The following is a 23,874-nucleotide window of genomic DNA, read 5'->3' as shown; positions in this document are numbered from 1 at the left end:
TTTTGCTGCGGCGCACCGAAGCCGCGCCTGAACTTTCGGCGAAGGGGAACGGATGCGGCTGATCGCCGAAAATCTTGGCGGCGAACGCGGCGGCGAGACGGTATTTTCCGGCATCGAATTCGCGCTGGGGGATGGCCAGGCGCTGGTCGTCACCGGGCCGAACGGCGCCGGCAAATCGACGCTGCTCAGGATCGTCGCCGGGCTGTTGCCGGTGGCGGCAGGCCGTGTGCGGTTCGAAGGTGGTGGCGAAGACTTTCCGTCGGCCGCCTCGGCGTGTCACTATCTCGGCCACCTCAACGCGATGAAGACGGCGCTGAGCGTTACGGAAAACCTGTGCTTCTGGCGCGATTTTTCGGGCGCCGGTTCCGCGGGTGTTGAAGAGGCGCTGGAAACCGTCGGGCTGGGCGGCATCGGCCATCTGCCGTTCGGCTATCTCTCGACCGGGCAACGCCGCCGCGCGGCGATTGCAAAACTGCTGGTAAGCCACCGGCCATTGTGGCTGCTCGATGAGCCGACGGCAGGACTGGACAATGCTTCGGAGGAGAGATTCGGCGAATTGATGGGGAAGCACCTCGAGAGTGGGGGGATCGTGGTTGCGGCGACGCATTTGCCGCTGGGGATCGAGGGAAAGGAATTGAGGATGACCGGCTGATGTTGGCATTCCTTCACAGGCGAAAGCATCTCACATCATGCTAGCCCTCTTCCTGCGCGACATCCGCCTGAGTATCCGCGCCGGCGGCGGGGCGCTTACCGGCGTGATTTTCTTTCTCGCCGTTATCGCGACCATCCCCTTCGGCGTCGGTCCCGAGCTGAAGCTGCTGGCCCGCATCGGCCCGGCGATCCTGTGGATCGCCGCCTTGCTGGCCTGCCTGCTCGGCCTCGACCGGCTGTTCCAGGCCGACCGCGAGGACGGCTCGCTCGATCTTCTGGTGCTTGGCAACGACCGGCACATGCTGGCCTTGACCGTTCTGACGAAATGCCTGGCGCATTGGGCGGGAAGCGTGCTGCCGCTGGTCATCGCCGCTCCCTTGCTCGGCCTGTTCATGAACATGGAGCCGGCCGGCATCGGCGCCACGGCGTTGACGCTTCTGGTAGGCACGCCGGCGATCACCTTCATCGGTGCTGCCGGTGCAGCGGTGGCAGTGGCGTTGCCGCGTGGCGGGCTGCTGATCTCGGTGCTCGTGCTGCCGCTGACCATTCCCGTGCTGATCTTCGGCGTATCGGCAAGCTATGGCGCGGTGGCGGACCCCGATCCATTCCTGCAGCCCTTCCTCATTCTTGCCGCGCTGACCTTGTTTCTTGCCGTGCTCGGCCCTGTGGCGGCGGCGCTGGCGCTACGGCACGGAACGGATTGATGCGTTGGCTTCAGCTCATGCCTGCGGCGCGGCGAACAATTGCGGAGCCGATGGCGCAGCGTTAAGAGAAGACATGTTGGAACGGCGTGAGACGGACCGGTTGGAAAGCGCCGCGGAGCGAAAAGCATGAGCGTACATGCGCTTTATGTCACCGCCGCCTATGCGATCACGGCCGTGGTGCTGGCCGGGCTGATCGGCTGGATTCTGCTCGACCAGCGCGGCCGCAAGCGAGAGCTTGCCGAGCTGGAGGCATCCGGCGTGCGCCGGCGCTCCGATAAGGCAGTAAAATCATGAGCACGGAAACCCAAACACCGGCGCGCCGCCGCCTGATCGTGCTGCTGCCGCTGCTGGTCTTTCTCGGGCTGGCGGGATTGTTCCTGGCGCAGCTTTTGTCCGGGCGCGACGTGTCGGAAGTGCCGTCGGCGCTGATCGGCCTGCCGGCGCCGCAGACCAACTTGCCGGCGCTCGAAGGCACCAATTTGCCGGGCCTTGATTCAAAACAGTTCGCCGGCAAGGTGACGCTGGTCAATGTCTTCGCGTCCTGGTGCGCGCCGTGCCGCGAAGAGCATCCGGTGCTGCTGGCGCTGTCGCAGGACAGACGTTTCGTCATGGCCGCGCTGAACTACAAGGACCAGCCGGAAAACGCCCGTCGGTTCCTTGGCGATCTCGGCAACCCATTCCAGGCGATCGGCGTCGACCAGGCCGGACGCACGGCGATCGACTGGGGTGTCTACGGCGTGCCGGAGACCTTCGTCATCGGCAAGGATGGCAAGATCGCCTATAAGCATGTAGGACCGCTGACGCCGGACTCGGCGCGGACGCTGCTGTTACCCGAAATCGAGAAGGCGCTGGCCATGCCGGGCTGATGGCCCGCCGTTTCGTCATGCTAGGGTCTTTTCTCCGCTTTGCGTCGCTACGCCCAAGGATGACGAACGTGATAGGTCGACCGAAGACTCAGCCGTAGATCTGCTTGTGGACCTGGTAGAGCATTTCGCTGCGGTCGGCGCGCATGTCGGCGAGGTCACGGCTGCTGAAGCTGTCGATTTCGGCGACGAGGCGGTTGTAATGCCGGCGCTTGGCGATGCTGGCGCGAGCGCGGCTCATGAGGCTGTCGATGATCATAGCGAGTTTCCTTTTTGCGCCGCGTTTCGCGGCCAGTTGTTCCTCCCTTGATCGATACGGAGCATGACATAGTTATGGTGCGTTGCAAAAATAAGATGTTGCAATGCACCATTGCGCTGGGCGCATAGCCGGTTAACGGGATGTGACCTGCCGTCCGGGCCAGCAGTCGCTTCCATAATGCTTCTGACGCATCATCGATCTTGCCATATCGATCGTGGGCTGGCTTGATCGCGCCTTGCCAAGCGACTGCTACCGGGAGGAACCATGGCCAGTGAATTCTACGAAGTTCTCGATCCGCGCTTTTCGCGGCTGTTCAACGGCAATGCACAGGTCGACAGGCTGTTTACCGGCTGCCGATGGGCGGAAGGACCGGCCTGGTTCGCGGCCGGGCGCTATGTGGTCTGGTCCGACATCCCGAACAATCGCATGCTGCGTTACGACGAGACCGACGGCAGCGTCAGCGTGTTCCGTCAGCCGTCCGGCAATTCCAACGGCAACACCGTCGACCGGCAAGGCCGGCTGGTTACTTGCGAGCATTCCGGCCGCCGCGTCAGCCGCACCGAGCATGACGGCTCGGTCATCACCATCACCGACAAATGGCGCGGCAAGCGGCTGAACTCGCCCAATGACGCGGTGGTCAAGTCCGACGGCTCGATCTGGTTCACCGACCCGAGCTACGGCATCGATACCGATTACGAGGGCGACAAGGCCGAAAGCGAGATCGGCGCCTGCCATGTCTACCGGGTCGATCCCGGCACCGGCGAGACCGAGGCGGTGATCACCGACATGGTCAGGCCCAACGGGCTCGCCTTCTCGCTCGACGAAAGCAAGCTCTATGTCGCCGACACCGGCCGCACCCATGGCGCCCAAAACCCGGCGCACATCCGGGTGTTCAATGTCGACCAGGGCGGCAAGACGGTCTCAGGCGAAAAGGTCTTTGCCGACTGCACCGCCGGCCTGTTCGACGGTTTCAGGCTGGATGCGGCCGGCCGCATCTGGACCAGTGCCGCCGACGGGGTCCATTGCTACGATCCGGACGGGACGCTGATCGGCAAGATCAAGGTACCGGAAGTCGTCGCCAATTGCGTGTTCGGCGGCAACAAGCTGAACTGCCTCTACATCGCCGGCACCACATCCCTCTACATGGTCCGGCTCATGGTCAACGGCGCCAAAACCTACTGAGCGGCCGCCAAACGTATGCAAGGGAGGGAACCATGCCATTCGTGAATATCCGCCTGGTCAAGGAGGTGATTGCCGATGACCCGGCCGGCAAAAAGGCCGCGATCGCCGCCCAGGTGACGGCGGCCATCACCGGCGTCACCGGCCTGACCAACAATGATGTCTGGATAGTCTTCGAGGAGGTCGCTGCCCGCGACTGGTTCGTCGGCCAGACCGACGTCGAGACGCGGAGGGGCAAGGGATAGTTCCCGGCACAGATTGGCCGCAGCTCCTAGCGTCGTCATCCCAGGGCGGAGCAGGAGCGAAGCTCCGTCGCGGAGACCCTGGGATGACGAAAGCACGGTCCGGCGTTCACCGCGAGCGGATGAACTCCGCGAAGGCGGATAGGGCATCGCGCATCGTCAGCCGGTTTTCCGGCTGCGATAAGATATCCTCCACCTCCAGCAGCTTCTTGCCGAGCAGCGCTATTTCGAGCGCTGCTTCCGCATGGAGCGCGAAAGACATTATCCGCATGACCTCGACCAGTGCGGCGCGGGCAAACAGCGAGCGCGGCGAGGCATGCACCAGCATGGCTGGCTTGCCAACGGCGGCATCGCGCGACACCAGCCAGTCAAGCGCGTTCTTCAGGCCGCCTGGCACACCGTGGGCATATTCCGGGCAGGAGACGATGACGCCGTCAGCGGCGGTGACCGCATCGATCAGCACTGCTGCTTGCGGCGGCGTCCGCTCGCCTTCATCGTCGGGGTTGAAAATCGGCAGCCGCCCAAGCCCATCGTAGACGGAGACGTGACAGTCCGGCGGCGCGTTTTGCGCGAGTGCCGCGACCAGGGCCGAATTGGTCGAGGCGGCGCGCAGGCTGCCGGAGATGGCGAGGATGTTCAGCAAAGGAATGGAAGACCGGCTTGGGCGATTCGTTGCCGATCACGCTACCACATGGTCTCCCTGTATTCCTCGTCCAGCCAGCGGTCGGTCGCCTCGGCCGAATCGGCGAGCGCCAACTGGTCGCGCAGGATCTGGCCGAGCGTCGGCAGCGTCGCGCGGTCGTACCAGCTCTCCGGCCTCCACAGTTCGGAGCGCATGAAGGCCTTGGCGCAATGCATATAGGCGGCCTGACCGTCACCACGACGACGCTTTGCGGTGCCTTGCCGTCGACCGCCAGCCGCTCACGCAACGCCGCATCGACGGTGAAGCGGACATCGCCGTTGACACGCAGCGTTTCGTTCATGCCGGGAATGAGGAAGAGCAGCCCAACCGAGGGATTGAGAAGGATGTTCTCCAGCGTGTCGAGCCGGTTGTTGCCGGGCCGGTCGGGGATGGCGATGGTCTTCTCGTCGAGCACTGTTACGAAGCCCGGCCTGTCGCCCTTGGGCGTCACATCGGCATTGCCGGCGCCGTCGGACGAGCCGATCAGCACGAAAGGGCTCTTGCCGATGAAGGAACGGCAGTGGCCGTCCAATGCCGTCAGTTCCTTGCGGATCGAGCCGTCAGTCGGCCGAGGCGTCTTGTAGATCGTCCTCAACTCGTCGCGTGTGGTGATGAATTCCATGCCCCCTCTCCTCTTATTTTGACGCAATTCCCTAGGGAAAGCGCTACGCGCTTTTCCCGGGAAAGCCGCTACACACTTTCCTGGAATTGCTCTATTTGCCGGCCTTCTCTTCCTTGCCGGTCTTGTCCTCGAGCGAATGGCGCAGGATCAACGGCATTTGGCTTAACGTGAAGACAAGGGTAATGGGAATCGTGCCCCAGACCTTGAAATAAAGCCAGGCTTCCTCAGAAAAGTTGCGCCACACGACCTCGTTCAGCGCAGCCAGAAAAAGGAAGAAGAGTCCCCATCGGAAAGTGAGCTTGCGCCAGCCTTCGGCGTCGAGATTGAAGGCGGAATCAAAGACATAGCCCAACAGCGATCTGCCAAACGCCAACCCGCCAAGCAACGTGATGCCGAACAGGCTGTTGATGATTGTCGGCTTCATGAAAGCGAAGGTCTTGTCCTGCAGCCACAGCGCCAGCGCGCCAAACACAAACACCACGATGGCCGAGACCAACGGCATGATCGGCCAGCTGCGCGTCAAAATCCACGAAACGCTGAGCGATAGCGCCGTCGCCACCATAAAGAACGCTGTGGCAATCAGGATAGGCTCGCCGATATGGCCGAGGATCGGAAACTTCCCGACAAGCCACGCGCCGCGGATGGTGGTGAAAAAGAACACCAGGCCAGGCCCGAGTTCGAGCAGGAATTTCAGGCCGGGGTTCAACGCCCTGCGTCGCGGATCGGACGGGTCGCCTTCGAGGATGGGTGGGTTCATAGCGTCCTTCTTACGCATGATCCAATCCAAAGAGCCTGCAACTTTTCGGAATCATGCTCGTCAAGCCACTCCAGCGATCGCCCTGGCGAATTCGCTTGCGGAAAAGGGTTCGAGGTCGTCGACCTGTTCGCCGACGCCGATGAAATAGACCGGCAATTTGTGCTTTGCCGCGATCGCCACCAGAATACCGCCGCGCGCCGTGCCGTCCAGCTTGGTCATTACCAGGCCGTTGACGCCGGCGACATTGCGGAAGATCTCGACCTGGTTGAGCGCATTCTGGCCGGTGGTGGCATCGACCGTCTGCAGCACGGTGTGCGGCGCTTCCGGATCGAGCTTGCCCAGCACCCGGACGATCTTTTCCAGTTCCGCCATCAGTTCGGTCTTGTTCTGCAGCCGCCCGGCGGTGTCGATGATCAGCACGTCGGAGCCGGCCTCCTTCGCGCGCTCGAATGCATCGTAGGCGAGGCCGGCGGCATCGGCGCCGAGCTTCGAGGCAATGACCGGCGAGTTGGTACGCTCGCCCCAGATCTTCAGCTGCTCGATCGCGGCTGCGCGAAAGGTGTCGCCGGCGGCGAGCATCACCGAGAGACCGCCATCGGTGAGCTTCGCCGCGAGCTTGCCGATGGTCGTGGTCTTCCCGGTGCCGTTGACGCCGACCACCAGGATGACATGCGGCTTGTGGCTGAGGTCGAGCTCCAACGGCATGGCGACGTGGGTCAGCACCTTCTCCACCTCGGCCGCCATGATGGCCCGGACTTCGGTGTCGGAGACGTCCTTGCCGTAGCGGCTGGCGGAGAGCGCGTCGGTAACGCGCAAAGCCGTCTCCATGCCGAGATCGGCGCGGATCAGCACATCCTCCAGGTCCTGCAGCGTGTCCTCGTCAAGTTTCCGCTTGGTGAAGACGCCGGCGATGTTGCCCGACAACTCCTTGGAAGAGCGGGCAAGCCCGTCTCGCATGCGCTGGAACCAGGAGCGCCTCGGCGCCGGTTCGGGCGCCTTCTGCGGCTCGGCTTTCTGCTCGACCTTCTTGGTTACGGTGACTTTGCCGGGGGCGGGCTTTGGCTCCGGCGATGGTTGCGGAACGGCTTCTGGCTCGGGCTTTACCTCCCCCTCGATGGGAGGGTGGGGCGCCGGCACGACCTCCGGTTCGGGCGCGATCTCGGTCAAGATCGGTTTCGTCTCGGCCGGCGCTGGCTGGCGGATCGGGGGCGGTATTTCGGCGGGCGGGACTTCGCGCGCTGGCGCTGCTGAGGGAGCCTCGGTGGGCACTACCGGCACTTCGACGGGTGCAGGTTCTGGCTGGGAGGGGACGATTTCTGGCTGCTGCGGCTCGGCCCGGATCTCCTCCGGTTCCTCAGCAGGCGTTTCCGGCTCGGGTGGAATGGTCGGCGGCGGCTCAGGCTTCTGCGATTCCGGCGCCGGTTGGGGTGCCGGAGGCAACTCTGGTTCGACTGGCGGTGGAGGTACGGCTTCGACTTCGGGTCGCGACTCGTCGCGTTTCAAAAACTCCGGAACGGCTTGCTCGGCGGCCGGCTTCAGCGCCTCCAGCGCGTCCCATTTGATCGGCGGCAGCGGTGCGGTCTCGTCGGGCCGCTCCTCGACGACTTCCTTCTTGCCGAACGAAAATATCTTCTTGAAAAAACCAGCCATGTCTTGCGCTCTCAGGCGGCGCGGGCGGCAAGCGGCGCGGCGATCAGTCGGATACCGTCATGGCCGGCGATATCAGCCTCGACGATGTCGCCCGGAGCGCCGGCAGAGACCGCGGCCAGCGTAAACCCTTCGGTGCGGCCAAGGCCGTCACGCTCGACCAGGATCGACTGATGCGTTCCAGCGAGCGAGGCAAGATGGCGGCGATAGGCGGCCTCGCCGGCGGCGCGCAGGCGTGCCGCGCGTTGCTTGATGACGTCGCGGCGGAGCTGCGGCATGCGCGCGGCGGGCGTGCCCTGGCGCGGCGAAAACGGGAAGACGTGGAGATGCGTCAGGCCGCATTCCTCGACGATCTCCAGCGAGTTTTCGAACATGGCGTCCGTCTCGGTCGGGAAGCCGGCGATGATGTCGGCGCCGAAAACAATGCCGGGGCGCAGTTTGCGCACATCCTCGCAAAAGCGGATCGACTGGTCGCGGCTGTGCCGGCGCTTCATCCGCTTCAGGATCATGTCGTCACCCGATTGCAGCGACAGATGCAGATGCGGCATCAGCCTCGGCTCGGTGGCGATGGCGTCCAGCAGATCGTCGTCGGCTTCGATCGAGTCGATGGAGGAAAGCCGCAGGCGTTTCACGTCCGGCACCTGCTTCAGGATGGTCTTGACCAATTTGCCGAGCTTCGGTGCGCCCGGCAGATCGGCGCCAAAACTGGTCATGTCGACGCCCGTCAGCACGATCTCGGCATAACCATTGCCGACGAGTCGCTTGATCTGCTCGACCACGGCGCCCATCGGCACCGAGCGCGAATTGCCGCGACCGTAGGGAATGATGCAGAAGGTGCAGCGGTGGTCGCAGCCGTTCTGCACCTGGACAAAAGCGCGCGCCCGGCCCTCGATGGCGTCGACCATGTGGGCGGCCGTCTCGCGCACCGAAAAGATATCGTTGACGCGCGCCTTCTCAGTGTCGTTGACGCCGAAATCCGGCAGCGCGCGATAGGAATGCGCCTTCAGCTTTTCCTCATTGCCGAGGACGAGATCGACCTCGTCCATGGCGACGAAATCCTGCGGGCCGGTCTGCGCGGCGCAGCCGGTAACGATGATGCGGGCAGCCGGGTTCTCACGGCGGGCTTTTCTGATCGACTGCTTGGCCTGGCGTACAGCCTCGCCGGTGACGGCGCAGGTGTTGAAGATGATGGCACCGCCTTCGAGCCCGCCGAGCCCCGCACTTTCGGCTTCACGCCGCATCACCTCGGATTCATAGGTGTTCAGCCGGCAGCCGAAGGTGACGACCTCGATACCCTTGTTGCCAAGAGGAGCCATCAGGCGGCGCTTTCGGTGTCGCGCGCCCACGCCCCGGTCGACGGATCGAAGCTGCCGGAAAATTCCCATTCGGCGGCACCGGTCAGGATGACGTGGTCGTCGTCGCGCCACAAAACATGCAGCGAGCCGCCGCCGGGCGTCGTCAGCGTGACGCCGCGGCCGGTGCGCCGGGTGCGGGCCGCGGCGACCACAGCGGCGCAAGCAGCCGTGCCGCAGGCCTTGGTCAGGCCGGCGCCGCGCTCCCAGGTGCGGATGGCCATGGTCTCCGGCGAGGTCACCTGCGCGATGGTGATGTTGGCGCGCTCGGGGAAGATCGGGTGGTTTTCGAGCAACGGGCCGAAGCGCTCGAGCTCGTACGACCAGACGTCGCGGTCGACCCAGAAGATGGCGTGCGGATTGCCCATCGAGACGACCGACGGCGAATGCAGCACCGGGGCATCAATCGGGCCGATCTGCAGCTCGATCATGCGGGTGTCGCGGAATTCCTCGGCCAGCGGGATGTCCTGCCAGCCAAAGCGCGGCCCGCCCATGTCGACCGAGATCATTCCGTCGGCATGTTCCTCGGCATTGAGGATGCCGGCGACTGTTTCAAAGGCAAATGTCTTCTGGCCGGTCTCGGCGGCGAGCGCCTGGACGACACAACGCATGCCGTTGCCGCAGGCCTGCGCGCTGGTGCCGTCGGAATTCAAGATGTCGATGAAAAAGGCGGTGCCCGGCGTCCTGGGGTCGTGGATCGCCATGACCTGGTCGAACCTGGTCGCTGCATCGGCATTAAGCGCGACGGCTGCCGCAGGCGTCACGCGATCGGCACGGCCGCGCATATCGGCAACGATGATTTCGTTGCCGATGCCGTTCATCTTGGCGAAAGGGGCCGCGCTTGCCATCGATCGAAAGGTCTCTTGCCGGTTTGGCGCCTATATGGCGGATAGCGGCAGAAATTACCAGCGCGGCGTGATTTTCAGGTCACCGCGAAGACGCCAAGCACGATCAGCAGGAAGATGATCAGCACGATGCCGATGAGGATGCGCGCGCCGGTAGCGGCGGCTCCGGCCAGTGCCGGCATGCCGAGCAGGCTCGCCGCGGCCGCGATAATCAAAAGAATGATGATCCACCTGATCATGAGAGACACCTCGCAGCCGACAGGTTTGAACACGTACAAACGCTTCAGCGAGGCCTTGGGTTCCGCCGGCGGTGGCTGGGGCGGGTCGGAGAACCCGGATGGGATATGCAGCTACGGATGCAATGTGTCATAGTATTGAATGATCCAAACGACGTGTTAGCTGGCACATGAGCTGCGGCCGGCGGATAGGAAATTCGGGACTTGCATGTTTGAGTCTCGACGGCTTGGTAAATTTCCAATGACCGAGCGTTGGGACACAATCATTATTGGTGGCGGCCAGGCGGGGCTCGCCATGAGCTACTATCTTCAACAACATGAACGTGAGCATGTTGTGTTGGAACGCGCTCGTATTGCCGAACGCTGGCGGACGGAGCGTTGGGATTCGCTCCGATTTCAATTCATCAACCAGGCAATAGAGCTTCCTGGGCTTTCTTATCAGGGCCCCGAACCGGAGGGGTTCGCCCATCACACCGCTGTCACGCGATTCATCGAGCACTATGCGGCCAAAATTGCAGCTCCGGTTCGCCAGGGTGTCGAGGTCACGAGGCTCCGGCACAGGGATACCGGCGATTATGCATTGGAGACAAACACCGGCAGCATGAGAGCCCGCAACGTAGTAGTGGCGACGGGCCCGTTCCAGCGTTCGATGGTACCGGCGGCCGCAAGGGATTTGCCTCGATCCGTTTACCAGGTTCACGCTTCGAACTACCGCAGCCCCGACGAACTTCCCCCCGGAGCGGTGCTGGTGGTGGGCAGCGGCGCATCTGGAAGCCAGATAGCCGATGAGCTCCAGCAATCCGGGCGCAATGTCTATCTTTCGGTCAGCCCCCATCGTCGGGTGCCTCGGCGCTATCGCGGCAAGGATGTTTTGTGGTGGTTCGACAAAATGGGACGTTTCGAGATCACCATCGACAGTTTCCCGGAGCAGCGGTATCCCCCCTCGACGGTCGTAACCGGTGTCAATGGCGGTTACGATATGAACGTCCGCCGTTTTGCCCGCGATAGCGGAACGGTGCTGGGACGTGTGCTCGGATGCGCCGATGGAAAACTGTTGGTGGCCGGGGATGCCTCGCAGATATTGGCTGAAGCCGATAGGTCCTATGACGATTTTGTCTCCGCTGCAGAGGCGTTGGCAGAGAAACCTGAAGTCGCGGATCACATCAGCGATGGCAATGAACGCTCAGCAACGCCAATCCTGGCGGAAGTCGGCGGCGCCCGGTCAGTGGATATCTCCTGCGAGAACGTCAGCTCGGTTATCTGGGGGACGGGATACCTCTTCGACTACAACTGGATAGATTTGCCAATTTTCGGTTCGCGCGGTGCACCCGTTCAACAGCGTGGCGTGACGGCTTTTCCTGGCCTGTATTTTCTTGGCCTCCATTGGATGCATACCTTTGGCTCCGGCCTTCTCTCATATGTAGGCCGCGACGCCGCCCACATAGCCAGGTGTATGGAAGCCTTGGGTTCGCCTGCGCCGTCAGGCCGGTCGCCGGGCTAGACCGCCGGCACGTCCCAGACTTCGCCCGGCCGCAAGGCGCGAAAACGTTGCCGTGGCAGGCCGGCAGCATCGAGCGCTTCGCCGAGCTTTCTGGGCGGCTCGTCGATCGGCTCGTTGGTGAGCCGGAACGTGCCCCAGTGACAGCCGGCGGCATAGGCGGCGTTGCACAAAAGCATGCCTTGCACCGCCTCCTCCGGATCCTGGTGATGAGGCGCCATGAACCAGCGCGGCTCGTAGGCGCCGATCGGCAGGATGGCGAGGCGGAACCCGCCGTGCTTTTGCGCCATCAGCCGGTAATTGATGCCACCGTGGAAGCCGGTATCGCCGGCGAAATAGATCTTTGCGTCGGGTGTCTCGACGACGAAACCCGCCCACAGCGCCATGCGCCGGTCGCGAGTACCGCGGGCCGACCAGTGGTGGACCGGCTCGACATAGACGGCGACGCCATCGCAGATATCGACCCGGTCGCCCCAGTCATGCGCGGAAAGCCGCATACGGGGCACGGCAGCGCCGATGATCGTGTCGTTGCCGAGCGGCGTCAGCAGCAGCAGGTCGTGTCTTATCTTCAGGCGCTTCAGCGTGGCGAGGTCGAGATGGTCGTAATGGTTGTGGCTGACCAGCACGAGGTCGATCGGCGGCAAATGCGAAAAGGCGATGCCCGGCGGATTGACGCGTTTCGGACCGGCGAAGGAGAGCGGCGAGACACGCCGCGACCAGACCGGGTCGGTCAGGATGTTCAGGCCGGCTGTCTGGACGAGCAGCGAGGAATGACCGACCATGGTGAGGCGCAGCGCAGAACCATCGATGCGCTCGACCGGTCTTGCCGGTGGAAACGGGCTCGGATCCGCCGCCGGCCATTTCGAGCGCTCGCGGCTCAATTGCCATTTCAACAGATCGGCAAAGCGACCCGGCGGCCGTCCGTCGGGATTGAAGAACAAGGTGCCGTCGAAATGATCGCTGGGCGGCCCGCTGTAATAGCGGTTGGCGGCTCTCTTTCTCGCGGCCAAGAAAACGGCTCCCTGCAGTTTGCTGATCCCAAGAGATAATGCCGGAGCCGGCCCGCACAAGCATTTGAGGTGAACGCCAAGGATTTGGCGCCAGCGCGCCGTATCGAATCAACCGGAGGTGTCGGCCAAACGGCCAAGGCGTAACGCAATTCAGGTAATGTGCATTTTGCGACAAATTTGCAACATTACCGGCGCAAACCGTATTTTAACCATATCGGGTTGAAATTTCGCCACCTTCGCCATCTTGGTGAGGGGGACATTGCGCGGACGGCACCCCCAGCCCGATCCGACGGAGGTTGAAGAATGAAATTTTCGAAAACCGGCCTGCTGGCCGTATCGCTGGCCGCGCTCGTTGCGAGCGGCTGTTCAACCTCACGGTTCACATCAATGGACGAGCAACAGCCGGCGCCACTGGAAGCTGCGCCCGCCGGCAAGGTGACCGCAAACCAGCTGCCGCCTCCGGCGACACCCGGCCCGGCCGATCCATCGAAATTTCCAACCGCGCCGCAGAACACGCAGGTCGCCTCGCTGCCGCCGGACGGGACGGCGCCGGCCGGTGCGGCCGACCTGACCGCCTCCAGCGTCGCCGGCGTGTGGAAGGCAAGCGTGTCCGGCCAGAGCTGTCAGGTGGCGACGCCGCAGACCAAATTCGGTTCGGGCTACCGCGCCGGACCGCTGCATTGCCCGGCGCCGCTCGATGGCATCAAATCCTGGAACGTCGCCGGCAAACAGCTGACGCTCTTTGACGAGAATGGCGGCACGCTGGCACGGCTCTATTCCTCGGGCGGCGAGAAATTCGACGGCCAGACTTCCAACGGCCTGCCGATCTCGCTTACAAGGTAAGAGAACGGCCCCCATTGTTACGCAATTCCGGACAGAAAACCGCTACACACTTTTCTTGGAATTGCTCCGGAACGACGTGACCAATGCATCTGCGTGACGGCCTCCAGACCCATGCGACCGTCAAGCAGCGCTATGACCATCTGGTCGAGACGGGCGCCATCGGGCGCGATCCGGCGCAGGAGCGGATCGCCGCTGCGCTCGACCGGCTGATCGAAGAGATATCGGCAAAGCGGCTGGCGCAGAAATCAAGCGCGCTGGGGTGGTTGTTCGCCCGCAAGCGCGAGGTGCACGAGGCGGTCAAGGGCCTTTATATCCATGGCGGCGTCGGCCGCGGCAAGACCATGCTGATGGACATGTTCTTCGAGCTGCTGCCGGTGCGGCGCAAGCGCCGGGTGCATTTCAACGACTTCATGGCCGACGTGCAGGACCGCATCCAGAAGCACCGGCAGGCTCGCAAGACCGGCACGGCCAAGGAGGACGACCCGATCCCGCCGGTGGCGCGCGCGCTGGCCGAGGAAGCCTGGGTGCTATGCTTCGACGAGTTCTCCGTCACCGACATCGCCGATGCGATGATCCTGTCAAGGTTGTTTTCGGCGTTGTTTGCCAATAGCGTGGTGCTGGTTGCCACTTCCAATGTCGCGCCGCAGGATCTCTACCGCGACGGCCTGAACCGTCAGTTGTTTTTGCCGTTTGTCGCCATCCTGGAGCGCCACGCGCAGGTGCTGGCGCTTGACGCCGACAAGGATTACCGCCTCGACAAGCTCAGCCGCATGCCGGTCTACGTCACCCCGGCCGATGCCGCCGCCGACCATGCGCTCGACGACGCGTGGGCGGTGATGACGCATGGCAGGCCGACGGCCGAGACGATGCTGACGGTGAAGGGCCGGCACGTCGTAGTGCCGCGTGCTGCCGGCGAGGCGGCGCGTTTTTCCTTCGCCGATCTCTGCGAGAGGCCGCTCGGCGCCCGCGACTATCTTGCCATTGCCAGCCGTTTCTCGACCATCTTCATCGACCGTGTGCCGGTGCTCGGCGAAGGCAAGCGCAACGAAGCCAAGCGCTTCATCCTGCTGGTCGATACGCTCTACGATCATCATGTACGGCTGGTGCTGAGCGCCGCGGCACCGCCGGCGCAGCTCTATACGGCCAAGCGCGGCAACGAAGTCTTCGAGTTCGAGCGCACCGCATCGCGGCTGATCGAGATGCAGAGCCACGACTGGCTGGAGGACTGGGCGGAGAGGCAGAGGGCGCAGGGATCATCGACGGAGGCACGGCAGGCACAGGCGTGAGGGATAGTACCGAAGGTGGCGCTGCCGCCGGCGCCTATAATTGATAAACATACATGACCAACCCCTCCGCCGGCCCATGCGGCTCTTTTCGCGACTCGTAAACTGCGCGAGCAGCAACATTGTCCGGCTCGGTGCCGACCCACGCCTCCTCACAGCCATGCTCGCGACCGAGTGCGAACATGGCGCCGAGCATCCTCGTCGCAATGCCCTGGCGTTGAAAGGCCGGCGCCACGCCGACCTCGTCTATGTAGAGTTCGCTCACCTTGTCCGGGTGGCGGTGGATGACGGCTGCGCATTGGCCAACGACGATGCCGTCGGCGAGGGCCACGACCATGAAATGACCGGGCTCCGCGAGATAGGCGGAGAGCCGATCCGGCCTGACCGGCTCGTCGAAGACTTCATCGGCAACCCGCATCACAAGGGCGTCATCGTCAGGAAACAGCCTTCTGATTTCCAGTGCCATTGTGTAGAATTCCTCTAGTCGGCTTCAGAATTTTGACGTTTACGTAATTCCCATTGTTTCTAACCGATTGAAATTACTCACTCCAAAATAATCGTTTGAATTTTTGTGCGGCCGGGGCTATTGCGTGCGGCGAATTTCGCGGTTCCGCAGCATTCCGGCCTCTTCCTCCGACGCCGTCATCAAATCGTCAAGGATTTGGGCGCCGTCATAGTCAAAGGGAAAATATCCTGACATGGCACGCAACAAGATAGCGCTCATCGGCTCGGGCATGATCGGCGGCACCCTCGCCCACATGGTCGGCCTCAAGGATCTCGGCGACGTCGTGCTGTTCGATATCGCCGAAGGCATCCCGCAAGGCAAGGGACTGGACATCGCGCAGTCGTCGCCGGTCGATGGGTTCGACTCGAGGCTGACCGGCGTCAACGACTATGCCGGCATCGAGGGCGCCGATGTCTGCATCGTCACCGCCGGCGTGCCGCGCAAGCCCGGCATGAGCCGCGACGATCTTCTAGGCATCAATCTGAAGGTGATGGAGCAGGTCGGCGCCGGCCTCAAGAAATACGCGCCAAAAGCCTTCGTCATCTGCATCACCAATCCGCTCGACGCCATGGTCTGGGCGCTGCAGAAGTTTTCCGGCCTGCCCAAGAGCCATGTCGTCGGCATGGCCGGCGTGCTCGACAGTTCGCGCTTCCGTTATTTCCTTGCCGAGGAATTCAAGGTCTCGGTCGAGGACGTCACTGCCTTCGTGCTCGGCGGCCACGGCGATTCCATGGTGCCGATGATCCGCTATTCGACGGTTGCCGGCATCCCGCTGCCCGACCTCATCAAGATGGGCTGGACCTCGAAAGAGCGGCTCGACCAGATCGTGCAGCGCACCCGCGACGGCGGCGCCGAGATCGTCGGCCTACTCAAGACCGGCTCTGCCTTTTATGCGCCGGCCGCCTCGGCCATCGCCATGGCCGAAGCCTATCTCAAGGACAAGAAGCGGGTGCTGCCCTGTGCGGCGTATCTTTCGGGCCAATATGGCGTCAAGAACACCTATGTCGGCGTTCCCGTTGTAATCGGCGCCGGCGGCGTCGAGCGGATCATCGAGATCGAGCTCGCGAAGAACGAGCAGAAGATGTTCGACAATTCAGTCGCGGCGGTGCAGGGCCTGTGCGACGCCTGCGTCAAGATCGCTCCGCATCTCGCGGCCAAGTAAGCCGGCAACCAAGCCCGCCAAGCAAGCTGGAGACATAGCGCATGAACATCCATGAATATCAGGGCAAGGCGCTGCTGAAAGGTTTTGGCGCACCGGTGGCCGAGGGCGTGCCGGTGTTCAAGGCGAACGAGGCGGAAGCCGCCGCCAAGGCGTTGCCCGGCCCGCTCTATGTGGTCAAGAGCCAGATCCATGCCGGCGGTCGCGGCAAGGGCAAGTTCAAAGAGCTCGGCGCCGATGCCAAGGGCGGTGTCAGGCTGGCAAAGTCGGTGGCCGAGGTCGTCGCCAACGCCGAGGAGATGCTCGGCCATACGCTGGTCACCAAGCAGACCGGCCCGGCCGGCAAGCAGGTCAACCGGCTCTATATCGAGGACGGCGCCGACATCGAGCGCGAGCTCTATTTGTCGATCCTGGTCGACCGCTCGGTCGGGCGCGTCGCCTTCGTCGTCTCGACCGAGGGCGGCATGGACATCGAGGCGGTCGCCCACGACACGCCGGAAAAGATCATCACCGTAGCCATCGACCCGGAAAAGGGCGTGACGGCCGACGACGTGAAGAAGCTCAACGCGGCGCTGAAGCTCGACGGCGACGCCGCCAAGGATGGCGCCACGCTGTTCCCCATCCTCTACAAGGCCTTTGTCGAGAAGGACATGAGCCTGCTCGAGGTCAACCCTTTGATCGTCATGAGGAGCGGCCGGCTGCGCGTTCTCGACGCCAAAGTGTCGTTCGACAACAATGCGCTGTTTCGCCACCCGGACGTGCTCGAATTGCGCGACACCACCGAAGAGGACGAGAAGGAGATCGAGGCGTCGAAATACGACCTCGCCTATGTCGCGCTCGACGGCAATATCGGCTGCATGGTCAACGGCGCCGGCCTCGCCATGGCAACGATGGACATCATCAAGCTTTATGGCGCCGAGCCCGCCAACTTCCTCGATGTCGGCGGCGGCGCGTCGAAAGAGAAGGTGACGGCGGCGTTCAAGATCATCACCAAGGATCCGGCGGTCAAAGGCATCCTGATCAACATCTTCGGCGGCATCATGAAATGCGACATCATCGCCGAGGGCGTCATCGCCGCTGTCAAGGAGGTCGGCCTGCAAGTGCCGCTGGTTGTGCGGCTGGAAGGCACCAATGCCGAGCTCGGCAAGAAGATCATCAACGACAGCGGGCTAAACGTGGTGTCGGCCGATGATCTTGATGACGCAGCCAAGAAGATCGTCGCGGCGGTGAAGGGCGTCTGATGCAGCGGATGCTGGCCCTAGCGCTGACCGGCATGGCCCTTTGGGCCAGCGCTGCTGCGGCCGCGGATAGTTCGAAGTCGCCCGCCTGGATCGGCAAGAGGGTCAATCTCTTCATGAACTTATGTCCGGCAACGGCGCCCAGCTTCGGCCGGTTCAACGCGGTTGCCCGGCAAAGCGGGTTCAAGGCCGGATCCGACGGGCTGCAAGTCTACAAGGCCACGGAGATCGTTGCCTCAATCAAGAGTTGGAACGGTCGCTGCGACTGCCTGGTCTCCTTCGGCACCAACGATCCGAAGCTGGCCGCCAACATGATCCTGAAAAAGCTTCTGACCAAATATGGCAGCAGTTTCCAAGCCGATGATGACCCCAAGTCCCTTGGTGAATTGAGAACGTCTAACGGCAATTTATCGGTGCAGATCGTGACGACCCGGCGCGCCGGGGGCCAATGGATCGGTGCTGTCGTTCATGGAAACCAAAAATGCCCAGCTTGAAAACAGAACTTCAGGGTCAAGGTCGATAGGCGATGCCTCCGTACAAGATAAATCTCGTCGAGGCGGCGGATCAGAAGATCAACAAGGTCTTCGATCCGCATATTGCCGGCGACGTCAACGATTCCCAAGTCAAGATCGCCAAATTCGGCGACGTCTTCGACTGGCACGCGCATGACAATGAAGACGAAGCATTCCTGGTGCTGCGCGGCCGCATCGCCATCGATTTCCGCGACGGCACGGTTGAGCTTGGCAGCGGCGAGTTCATTGTCGTGCCGCGCGCCGTCGAGCACCGGCCGCGCTCGCTAAGCGAGGAGCCGGTGGTGCTGATGTTCGAGCCGGCAACGACGCTCAACACCGGCAATGCCAAAAGCGACCTTACCGTCGCCGAGCTGAAGCGGTTGTGACCATGAGCGCGCGGCCTTCCCCGATCAACGGTTTTTAAAAGGACCATCATGTCCATTCTCGTCGACAAGAACACCAAGGTGCTGGTGCAGGGCCTGACCGGCAAGACCGGCACGTTCCACACCGAACAGGCGCTGGCCTATCACGGCACGAAAATGGTCGGCGGCATCCACCCCAAGAAGGGCGGCGAAACCTGGACCGGCGCCAAGGGCGAGGCACTGCCGATCTTCGCCACCGTAGCCGAAGGCAAGGCCAGGACCGGCGCCAATGCCTCCGTCGTCTACGTGCCGCCGGCAGGGGCCGCGGAAGCGATCCTGGAAGCGATCGAGGCCGAGATCCCGCTGATCGTCTGCATCACCGAGGGCATACCGGTGATGGACATGATCAAGGTCAAGGCGAGGCTCGACCGCTCGACGTCGCGGTTGATCGGCCCCAACTGCCCCGGCGTGCTGACCCCGGACGAATGCAAGATCGGCATCATGCCCGGCAACATCTTCCGCAAGGGCTCGGTCGGCGTTGTTTCCCGCTCGGGAACGCTTACCTATGAGGCGGTGTTCCAGACCACCAATGTCGGCCTCGGCCAGACCACCGCCGTCGGCATCGGCGGCGATCCGGTCAAAGGCACGGAGTTCATCGATGTGCTGGAGATGTTCCTCGCCGACGACGAGACCAAGTCGATCATCATGATCGGTGAGATCGGCGGTTCGGCCGAGGAAGATGCCGCGCAGTTCCTTAAGGACGAGGCAAAGCGCGGCCGCAGCAAGCCAATGGCCGGCTTCATCGCCGGGCGCACCGCGCCGGCGGGCCGCACCATGGGCCATGCGGGCGCGGTCATCTCCGGCGGCAAGGGCGGCGCCGAGGACAAGATCGCGGCGATGGAATCGGCCGGCATCAAGGTTTCGCCGTCGCCGGCCCGGCTCGGCACGACGCTGGTCGAGGCGATCAAGGGTTAGGGGAGTAAGGGAGTAAGGGAGTACGGGAATAGGGGAGTAGGGAACAAGACGAGGGCATTTGCCCTACTCCCTTACTCCCCTATTCCCTTACTCCCCTCCAACAAAGGAGACGAAGCAAAGGCTTCGACAATGACATGGCAAGACAAGATCAGGCCAACGACCAGTTTTCGCTTACCTCTTTCCTCTATGGCGGCAATGCCGATTATATCGACGCGCTCTATGCCGCCTATGAGGACGATCCCGCTTCCGTCGATCCCGAATGGCAGGACTTCTTCGCGGCGCTGAAGGACGACGCCGGCGACGTGCGCAGGAACGCCAAGGGCGCCTCTTGGGCCAAGCCCTCCTGGCCGATGCAGGCTAATGGCGAGCTGGTTTCGGCGCTGGACGGCAATTGGGGCCTGGTCGAAAAGCACATCGAAAAAAAGGTCAAGGACAGGGCGGCCGGCAACGGCGCAGCGCTTTCCGACGCCGACGTGCATCAGGCGACGCGCGATTCCGTCCGCGCCATCATGATGATCCGCGCCTTCCGCATGCGCGGCCACCTGCACGCCAATCTCGATCCGCTTGGCATTGCCAAGCCGCTCGAGGATTATAACGAGCTGTCGCCGGAGAATTACGGCTTCACCGAAGCCGACTACGACCGGCCGATCTTCCTCGACAATGTGCTCGGGCTGGAATTCGGCACCATCCGGCAGATGCTCGATATCCTGACCCGGACCTATTGCTCGACGCTCGGCGTAGAATTCATGCATATTTCCGATCCCGAGGAGAAGGCCTGGATCCAGGCGCGCATCGAGGGCACCGACAAGGAGATCTCCTTCACCGCCGCCGGCAAGAAGGCGATCCTGCAGAAGCTGGTCGAGGCGGAAGGCTTCGAGCAATTCATCGACGTCAAGTACAAGGGCACCAAGCGCTTCGGCCTCGATGGCGGCGAGTCGCTGATCCCGGCGCTGGAGCAGATCATCAAGCGCGGCGGCCAGCTCGGCATGAAGGAGATCGTGCTCGGCATGGCGCATCGCGGCCGGCTGAACGTGCTGTCGCAGGTGATGGCCAAGCCGCACCGCGCCATTTTCCATGAGTTCAAGGGCGGCTCCGCAGCGCCCGACGAGGTCGAGGGCTCGGGCGACGTGAAGTACCATCTCGGCGCCTCGTCGGACCGCGAGTTCGACGGCAACAAGGTGCATCTGTCGCTGACCGCCAACCCGTCGCATCTGGAAATCGTCGATCCGGTGGTGATGGGCAAGGCGCGCGCCAAGCAGGACTATCTGTTCGGCCGCAGCCGCGAGGAGATCGTGCCGCTGGAAGAGCGCGCCAAGGTGCTGCCGCTGCTGTTGCATGGCGATGCGGCCTTTGCCGGCCAGGGCGTGATTGCCGAAATCCTCGGCCTGTCGGGCCTGCGCGGCCACCGCGTCGCCGGCACGCTGCATTTCATCATCAACAACCAGATCGGCTTCACCACCAACCCGCGCTTCTCGCGCTCGTCGCCTTATCCGTCCGACGTGGCCAAGATGATCGAAGCGCCGATCTTCCACGTCAATGGCGACGATCCGGAAGCCGTGGTCCATGCCACCAAGGTGGCGATCGAATTCCGCATGAAGTTCCACAAGCCTGTCGTGGTGGACATGTTCTGCTACCGCCGCTTCGGCCACAATGAGGGCGACGAGCCGGCCTTCACCCAGCCGATCATGTATCGCAAGATCCGCAACCAGAAGACGACCATGCAGATCTATGCCGACCGGCTGATCGCGGAAGGCCACATCACCCAGGCCGAGCTCGAAAAGGTGAAGGCCGATTGGCGGGCGCATCTCGAGCAGGAATTCGAGGTCGGCCAGCACTATAAGCCCAACAAGGCCGATTGGCTGGACGGCGCCTGGTCCGGCCTGCGCTCGGCCGACAACCAGGACGAACAGCGGCGCGGCAAGACTGCGGTGCCGGTCAAGACGCTGAAGGAGATCGGCAAGAAACTGACCGAGGTGCCGAAGGATTTCGAGGCGCACAGGACGATCATCCGCTTCCTCGACAACCGCCGCCAGGCGATCGAGTCGGGCGAAGGCATCGACTGGTCCACGGCCGAGGCGCTGGCCTTCGGCGCCATCCTGCTCGACGGCAATCCGATCCGGCTGTCCGGCCAGGATTCGGAGCGCGGCACCTTCTCGCAGCGCCATTCCGTACTCTACGACCAGCGCGACGAGACACGCTACATCCCGCTCAACAATCTGTCGGCGGCGCAGGCCGGTTTCGAGGTCATCAACTCGATGCTGTCGGAAGAGGCCGTGCTCGGCTTCGAATATGGCTACTCGCTGGCCGAGCCGAAGGCACTGACGCTGTGGGAAGCGCAGTTCGGCGACTTCGCCAACGGCGCCCAGGTGGTCTTCGACCAGTTCATCTCGTCGGGCGAGCGCAAATGGCTCAGAATGTCGGGCCTCGTCTGCCTGCTGCCGCATGGCTACGAAGGCCAGGGCCCCGAGCATTCGTCGGCCCGGCTCGAGCGCTTCCTTCAGCTTTGCGCCGAAGACAATATGCAGGTCGCCAACGTCACGACGCCGGCCAACTATTTCCACATACTGCGCCGGCAGTTGAAGCGGGACTTCCGCAAGCCGCTGATCCTGATGACGCCGAAGTCGCTGCTGCGCCATAAGCGGGCGGTATCGACGCTGCCGGAGATGTCGGGCGAAAGCGCCTTTCACCGGCTGTTGTGGGACGACGCGCAGCTGCTGTCAGGCCAGGCCATCAAGCTCACCAAGGATTCGAAGATCCGCCGTGTCGTGCTCTGTTCGGGCAAGGTCTATTACGACCTCTACGAAGAGCGCGAGAAGCGCGGCATCAACGATATCTACTTGCTGCGCGTCGAGCAGCTCTATCCGTTCCCGGCCAAGGCGCTGATCACCGAACTGTCGCGCTTCCGCAATGCCGAGATGGTCTGGTGCCAGGAGGAGCCCAAGAACATGGGCGCCTGGTCGTTCATCGATCCGTATCTCGAATGGGTGCTGGCGCATATCGACGCCAAGCATCAGCGGGTGCGCTATACCGGCCGGCGGGCCGCCGCCTCGCCGGCGACCGGATTGATGTCGAAGCATCTCGCCCAGCTTGCCGCCTTGCTCGACGACGCGCTTGGTGAATAGAACAGAACCGAAAGAAACGGACAGGCACAATGGCAACCGAAATCCGCGTCCCGACACTTGGTGAATCCGTCACCGAGGCAACCATCGGCAAATGGTTCAAGAAGGTCGGCGACGCGATCGCCGCCGATGAGCCGTTGGTTGAGCTCGAAACCGACAAGGTGACGGTGGAAGTGCCGGCCGCCGCCGCGGGCACGCTCGCCGAGATCGCCGTCAAGGAAGGCGAGACGGTCGGCGTCGGCGCACTGCTCGGCACGATTTCGGCAGGCGCCGGCGCGGCAGCCAATGCCGCCGCTCCGGCAACGAAGCAGGAGGCGGTGTCGCAGGCCTCGGCTCCGACTGCGGCCTCGAGCGTCAAGCAGGCCGCTGCCGAGACGGCCAAGATCGCCGGCGACGCCGGCGCAATCGAGACGCGCACCATGCCGCCGGCGCCGTCGGCGGCAAAGCTGCTGGCCGAGCACAATCTCGCAGTCGACCAGGTGTCGGGCTCGGGCAAGCGCGGCCAGGTGCTGAAAGGCGACGTGCTCGACCTGATCGCCAGGGGCGCGCCGTCGCAGCCGGCCGAAATGCCGAAGGCAGCGCCTGTACCGGCACCCGTTGCCGCGCGCGCGCCGTCCCCGGCCGACGATGCGTCGCGCGAGGAGCGCGTGCGCATGACCAAGCTGCGCCAGACCATCGCGCGCCGCCTCAAGGAAGCGCAATCGACCGCCGCCATGCTGACCACCTTCAACGAGGTCGACATGAGCGCGGTGATGGCGCTGAGGGGCAAATACAAGGACGTGTTCGAGAAGAAGCACGGCGTGAAGCTCGGCTTCATGGGCTTCTTCACCAAGGCCGTCACCCATGCGCTGAAGGAGATCCCGTCGGTCAATGCCGAGATCGATGGCACCGACATCATCTTCAAGAACTACGCTCATATCGGCGTTGCCGTCGGTACAGAGAAAGGCCTTGTCGTGCCGGTTGTGCGCAATGCCGACCAGATGTCGATCGCCGAAATCGAGAAGGACATCGGCAGGCTGGGGCTGGCGGCGCGCGACGGCAAGCTGTCGGTTGCGGATATGCAAGGCGGCACGTTTACGATTTCCAACGGTGGCGTTTACGGGTCGCTGATGTCGACGCCGATTCTCAACGCGCCGCAGTCGGGCATTTTGGGTATGCACAAGATTCAGGAGCGGCCGATGGTGGTCGGCGGCCAGATCGTCATCCGGCCGATGATGTATCTGGCGCTGTCCTACGACCACCGCATCGTCGACGGCAAGGAAGCGGTGACCTTCCTGGTCCGCGTCAAGGAAAGCCTGGAGGATCCTGAGCGGCTGGTGCTCGACCTCTAG

25 protein-coding genes and 1 pseudogene are annotated in these 23,874 nt (G+C 63.2%); 16 read left to right on the top strand and 10 right to left on the bottom strand.

The window, feature by feature from the left end; translation table 11 throughout:
• Positions 1 to 52 precede the first annotated feature (52 nt).
• From ccmA to NKJ55_RS12645, 4 genes are all read left to right on the top strand, one after another.
• Positions 53 to 652 (top strand): heme ABC exporter ATP-binding protein CcmA, encoded by a 600-nt coding sequence (gene ccmA / locus NKJ55_RS12660; protein ID WP_352450190.1) that lies wholly within the window; start codon positions 53 to 55, stop codon positions 650 to 652.
• 37 nt (positions 653 to 689) lie between these two features.
• Positions 690 to 1,355 (top strand): heme exporter protein CcmB, encoded by a 666-nt coding sequence (ccmB, locus tag NKJ55_RS12655; protein ID WP_023679814.1) that lies wholly within the window; start codon positions 690 to 692, stop codon positions 1,353 to 1,355.
• A gap of 126 nt (positions 1,356 to 1,481) precedes the next feature.
• Positions 1,482 to 1,649, top strand: coding sequence for a heme exporter protein CcmD (gene ccmD, locus NKJ55_RS12650; protein WP_352450189.1), 168 nt, complete (start codon positions 1,482 to 1,484; stop codon positions 1,647 to 1,649).
• A complete protein-coding gene (locus tag NKJ55_RS12645) occupies positions 1,646 to 2,221 on the top strand; it encodes a DsbE family thiol:disulfide interchange protein (RefSeq protein ID WP_352450188.1) in 576 nt (191 codons plus the stop codon). Before ccmD ends, NKJ55_RS12645 begins: the two co-directional genes overlap by 4 nt.
• A gap of 88 nt (positions 2,222 to 2,309) precedes the next feature.
• Here the strand turns inward: NKJ55_RS12645 and NKJ55_RS12640 are convergent, their stop codons facing one another.
• Entirely contained in the window at positions 2,310 to 2,477 is a 168-nt protein-coding gene (locus NKJ55_RS12640; protein WP_023721879.1) for a hypothetical protein, read from the bottom strand.
• Between the two features lie 264 nt (positions 2,478 to 2,741).
• On the opposite strand from NKJ55_RS12640, the gene NKJ55_RS12635 reads away from it, so the two are divergent.
• Entirely contained in the window at positions 2,742 to 3,659 is a 918-nt protein-coding gene (locus tag NKJ55_RS12635; RefSeq protein WP_352450187.1) for an SMP-30/gluconolactonase/LRE family protein, read from the top strand.
• Between the two features lie 32 nt (positions 3,660 to 3,691).
• Complete coding sequence (locus NKJ55_RS12630; protein WP_352450186.1) at positions 3,692 to 3,901, top strand: tautomerase family protein; 210 nt, start codon at positions 3,692 to 3,694, stop codon at positions 3,899 to 3,901.
• A 106-nt stretch (positions 3,902 to 4,007) separates the two neighbouring features.
• On the opposite strand, the gene NKJ55_RS12625 is transcribed toward NKJ55_RS12630, so the two are convergent.
• From NKJ55_RS12625 to NKJ55_RS12595, 7 genes and pseudogenes are all read right to left on the bottom strand, one after another.
• Positions 4,008 to 4,541: an NADPH-dependent FMN reductase gene (locus NKJ55_RS12625; RefSeq protein ID WP_352450185.1), complete on the bottom strand. Its 534-nt coding sequence runs from the start codon at positions 4,539 to 4,541 to the stop codon at positions 4,008 to 4,010.
• Positions 4,542 to 4,582: 41 nt separating this feature from the next.
• A pseudogene (locus tag NKJ55_RS12620) lies at positions 4,583 to 5,202 on the bottom strand (pyridoxamine 5'-phosphate oxidase family protein).
• A 91-nt stretch (positions 5,203 to 5,293) separates the two neighbouring features.
• Positions 5,294 to 5,959, bottom strand: a complete 666-nt coding sequence (locus tag NKJ55_RS12615; protein WP_352450269.1) for a septation protein A — start codon at positions 5,957 to 5,959, stop codon at positions 5,294 to 5,296.
• Positions 5,960 to 6,019: 60 nt separating this feature from the next.
• Positions 6,020 to 7,609 carry a signal recognition particle-docking protein FtsY gene (ftsY, locus tag NKJ55_RS12610; protein ID WP_352450184.1) on the bottom strand — a complete coding sequence of 530 codons (1,590 nt, stop codon included), beginning with the start codon at positions 7,607 to 7,609 and terminating at the stop codon, positions 6,020 to 6,022.
• 11 nt (positions 7,610 to 7,620) lie between these two features.
• Positions 7,621 to 8,922 (bottom strand): tRNA (N(6)-L-threonylcarbamoyladenosine(37)-C(2))-methylthiotransferase MtaB, encoded by a 1,302-nt coding sequence (gene mtaB / locus NKJ55_RS12605; RefSeq protein WP_352450183.1) that lies wholly within the window; start codon positions 8,920 to 8,922, stop codon positions 7,621 to 7,623.
• Positions 8,922 to 9,806 (bottom strand): diaminopimelate epimerase, encoded by an 885-nt coding sequence (gene dapF / locus NKJ55_RS12600; RefSeq protein WP_352450182.1) that lies wholly within the window; start codon positions 9,804 to 9,806, stop codon positions 8,922 to 8,924. Before dapF ends, mtaB begins: the two co-directional genes overlap by 1 nt.
• A 74-nt stretch (positions 9,807 to 9,880) precedes the next feature.
• Positions 9,881 to 10,042, bottom strand: a complete 162-nt coding sequence (locus NKJ55_RS12595; RefSeq protein WP_031195454.1) for a DUF1328 family protein — start codon at positions 10,040 to 10,042, stop codon at positions 9,881 to 9,883.
• A 238-nt stretch (positions 10,043 to 10,280) separates the two neighbouring features.
• Between NKJ55_RS12595 and NKJ55_RS12590 the strand changes: the two genes are divergently transcribed.
• Complete coding sequence (locus tag NKJ55_RS12590) at positions 10,281 to 11,540, top strand: flavin-containing monooxygenase (protein ID WP_352450181.1); 1,260 nt, start codon at positions 10,281 to 10,283, stop codon at positions 11,538 to 11,540.
• On the opposite strand, the gene NKJ55_RS12585 is transcribed toward NKJ55_RS12590, so the two are convergent.
• Positions 11,537 to 12,547: an MBL fold metallo-hydrolase gene (locus NKJ55_RS12585; protein WP_352450180.1), complete on the bottom strand. Its 1,011-nt coding sequence runs from the start codon at positions 12,545 to 12,547 to the stop codon at positions 11,537 to 11,539. The two genes, NKJ55_RS12590 and NKJ55_RS12585, sit on opposite strands and share 4 nt — an antisense overlap.
• Before the next feature lie 303 nt (positions 12,548 to 12,850).
• Here NKJ55_RS12585 and NKJ55_RS12580 point away from each other — a divergent pair, with 303 nt between their 5' ends.
• Positions 12,851 to 13,390 (top strand): protease inhibitor Inh/omp19 family protein, encoded by a 540-nt coding sequence (locus NKJ55_RS12580; RefSeq protein ID WP_352450179.1) that lies wholly within the window; start codon positions 12,851 to 12,853, stop codon positions 13,388 to 13,390.
• Between the two features lie 83 nt (positions 13,391 to 13,473).
• Complete coding sequence (zapE, locus tag NKJ55_RS12575) at positions 13,474 to 14,676, top strand: cell division protein ZapE (protein ID WP_352450178.1); 1,203 nt, start codon at positions 13,474 to 13,476, stop codon at positions 14,674 to 14,676.
• Positions 14,677 to 14,710: 34 nt separating this feature from the next.
• Here the strand turns inward: zapE and NKJ55_RS12570 are convergent, their stop codons facing one another.
• Entirely contained in the window at positions 14,711 to 15,139 is a 429-nt protein-coding gene (locus NKJ55_RS12570; protein WP_352450177.1) for a GNAT family N-acetyltransferase, read from the bottom strand.
• A gap of 232 nt (positions 15,140 to 15,371) precedes the next feature.
• Between NKJ55_RS12570 and mdh the strand changes: the two genes are divergently transcribed.
• The 7 genes from mdh to odhB all read left to right on the top strand — a co-directional run bounded on the left by mdh (position 15,372) and on the right by odhB (position 23,874).
• Positions 15,372 to 16,340 carry a malate dehydrogenase gene (gene mdh, locus NKJ55_RS12565; protein WP_352450176.1) on the top strand — a complete coding sequence of 323 codons (969 nt, stop codon included), beginning with the start codon at positions 15,372 to 15,374 and terminating at the stop codon, positions 16,338 to 16,340.
• 41 nt (positions 16,341 to 16,381) lie between these two features.
• The gene (gene sucC, locus NKJ55_RS12560) at positions 16,382 to 17,578 is read left to right on the top strand and encodes an ADP-forming succinate--CoA ligase subunit beta (protein WP_352450175.1); all 1,197 of its coding nucleotides are present in this window, start codon (positions 16,382 to 16,384) and stop codon (positions 17,576 to 17,578) included.
• On the top strand, positions 17,578 to 18,069 hold the full coding sequence (locus tag NKJ55_RS12555) for a hypothetical protein (protein WP_352450174.1): 492 nt from the start codon (positions 17,578 to 17,580) through the stop codon (positions 18,067 to 18,069). Before sucC ends, NKJ55_RS12555 begins: the two co-directional genes overlap by 1 nt.
• Positions 18,070 to 18,101: 32 nt before the next feature.
• Positions 18,102 to 18,473, top strand: a complete 372-nt coding sequence (locus NKJ55_RS12550) for a cupin domain-containing protein (RefSeq protein WP_352450173.1) — start codon at positions 18,102 to 18,104, stop codon at positions 18,471 to 18,473.
• A 48-nt stretch (positions 18,474 to 18,521) separates the two neighbouring features.
• On the top strand, positions 18,522 to 19,424 hold the full coding sequence (gene sucD / locus NKJ55_RS12545; protein WP_352450172.1) for a succinate--CoA ligase subunit alpha: 903 nt from the start codon (positions 18,522 to 18,524) through the stop codon (positions 19,422 to 19,424).
• Positions 19,425 to 19,558: 134 nt separating this feature from the next.
• Positions 19,559 to 22,546: a 2-oxoglutarate dehydrogenase E1 component gene (locus tag NKJ55_RS12540; RefSeq protein WP_352450171.1), complete on the top strand. Its 2,988-nt coding sequence runs from the start codon at positions 19,559 to 19,561 to the stop codon at positions 22,544 to 22,546.
• 29 nt (positions 22,547 to 22,575) lie between these two features.
• On the top strand, positions 22,576 to 23,874 hold the full coding sequence (gene odhB / locus NKJ55_RS12535; protein ID WP_352450170.1) for a 2-oxoglutarate dehydrogenase complex dihydrolipoyllysine-residue succinyltransferase: 1,299 nt from the start codon (positions 22,576 to 22,578) through the stop codon (positions 23,872 to 23,874).

Source organism: Mesorhizobium sp. M0106, from assembly GCF_040322715.1.
Taxonomy (GTDB): domain Bacteria; phylum Pseudomonadota; class Alphaproteobacteria; order Rhizobiales; family Rhizobiaceae; genus Mesorhizobium.
This window is presented reverse-complemented; position numbering and strand designations above follow the sequence as displayed.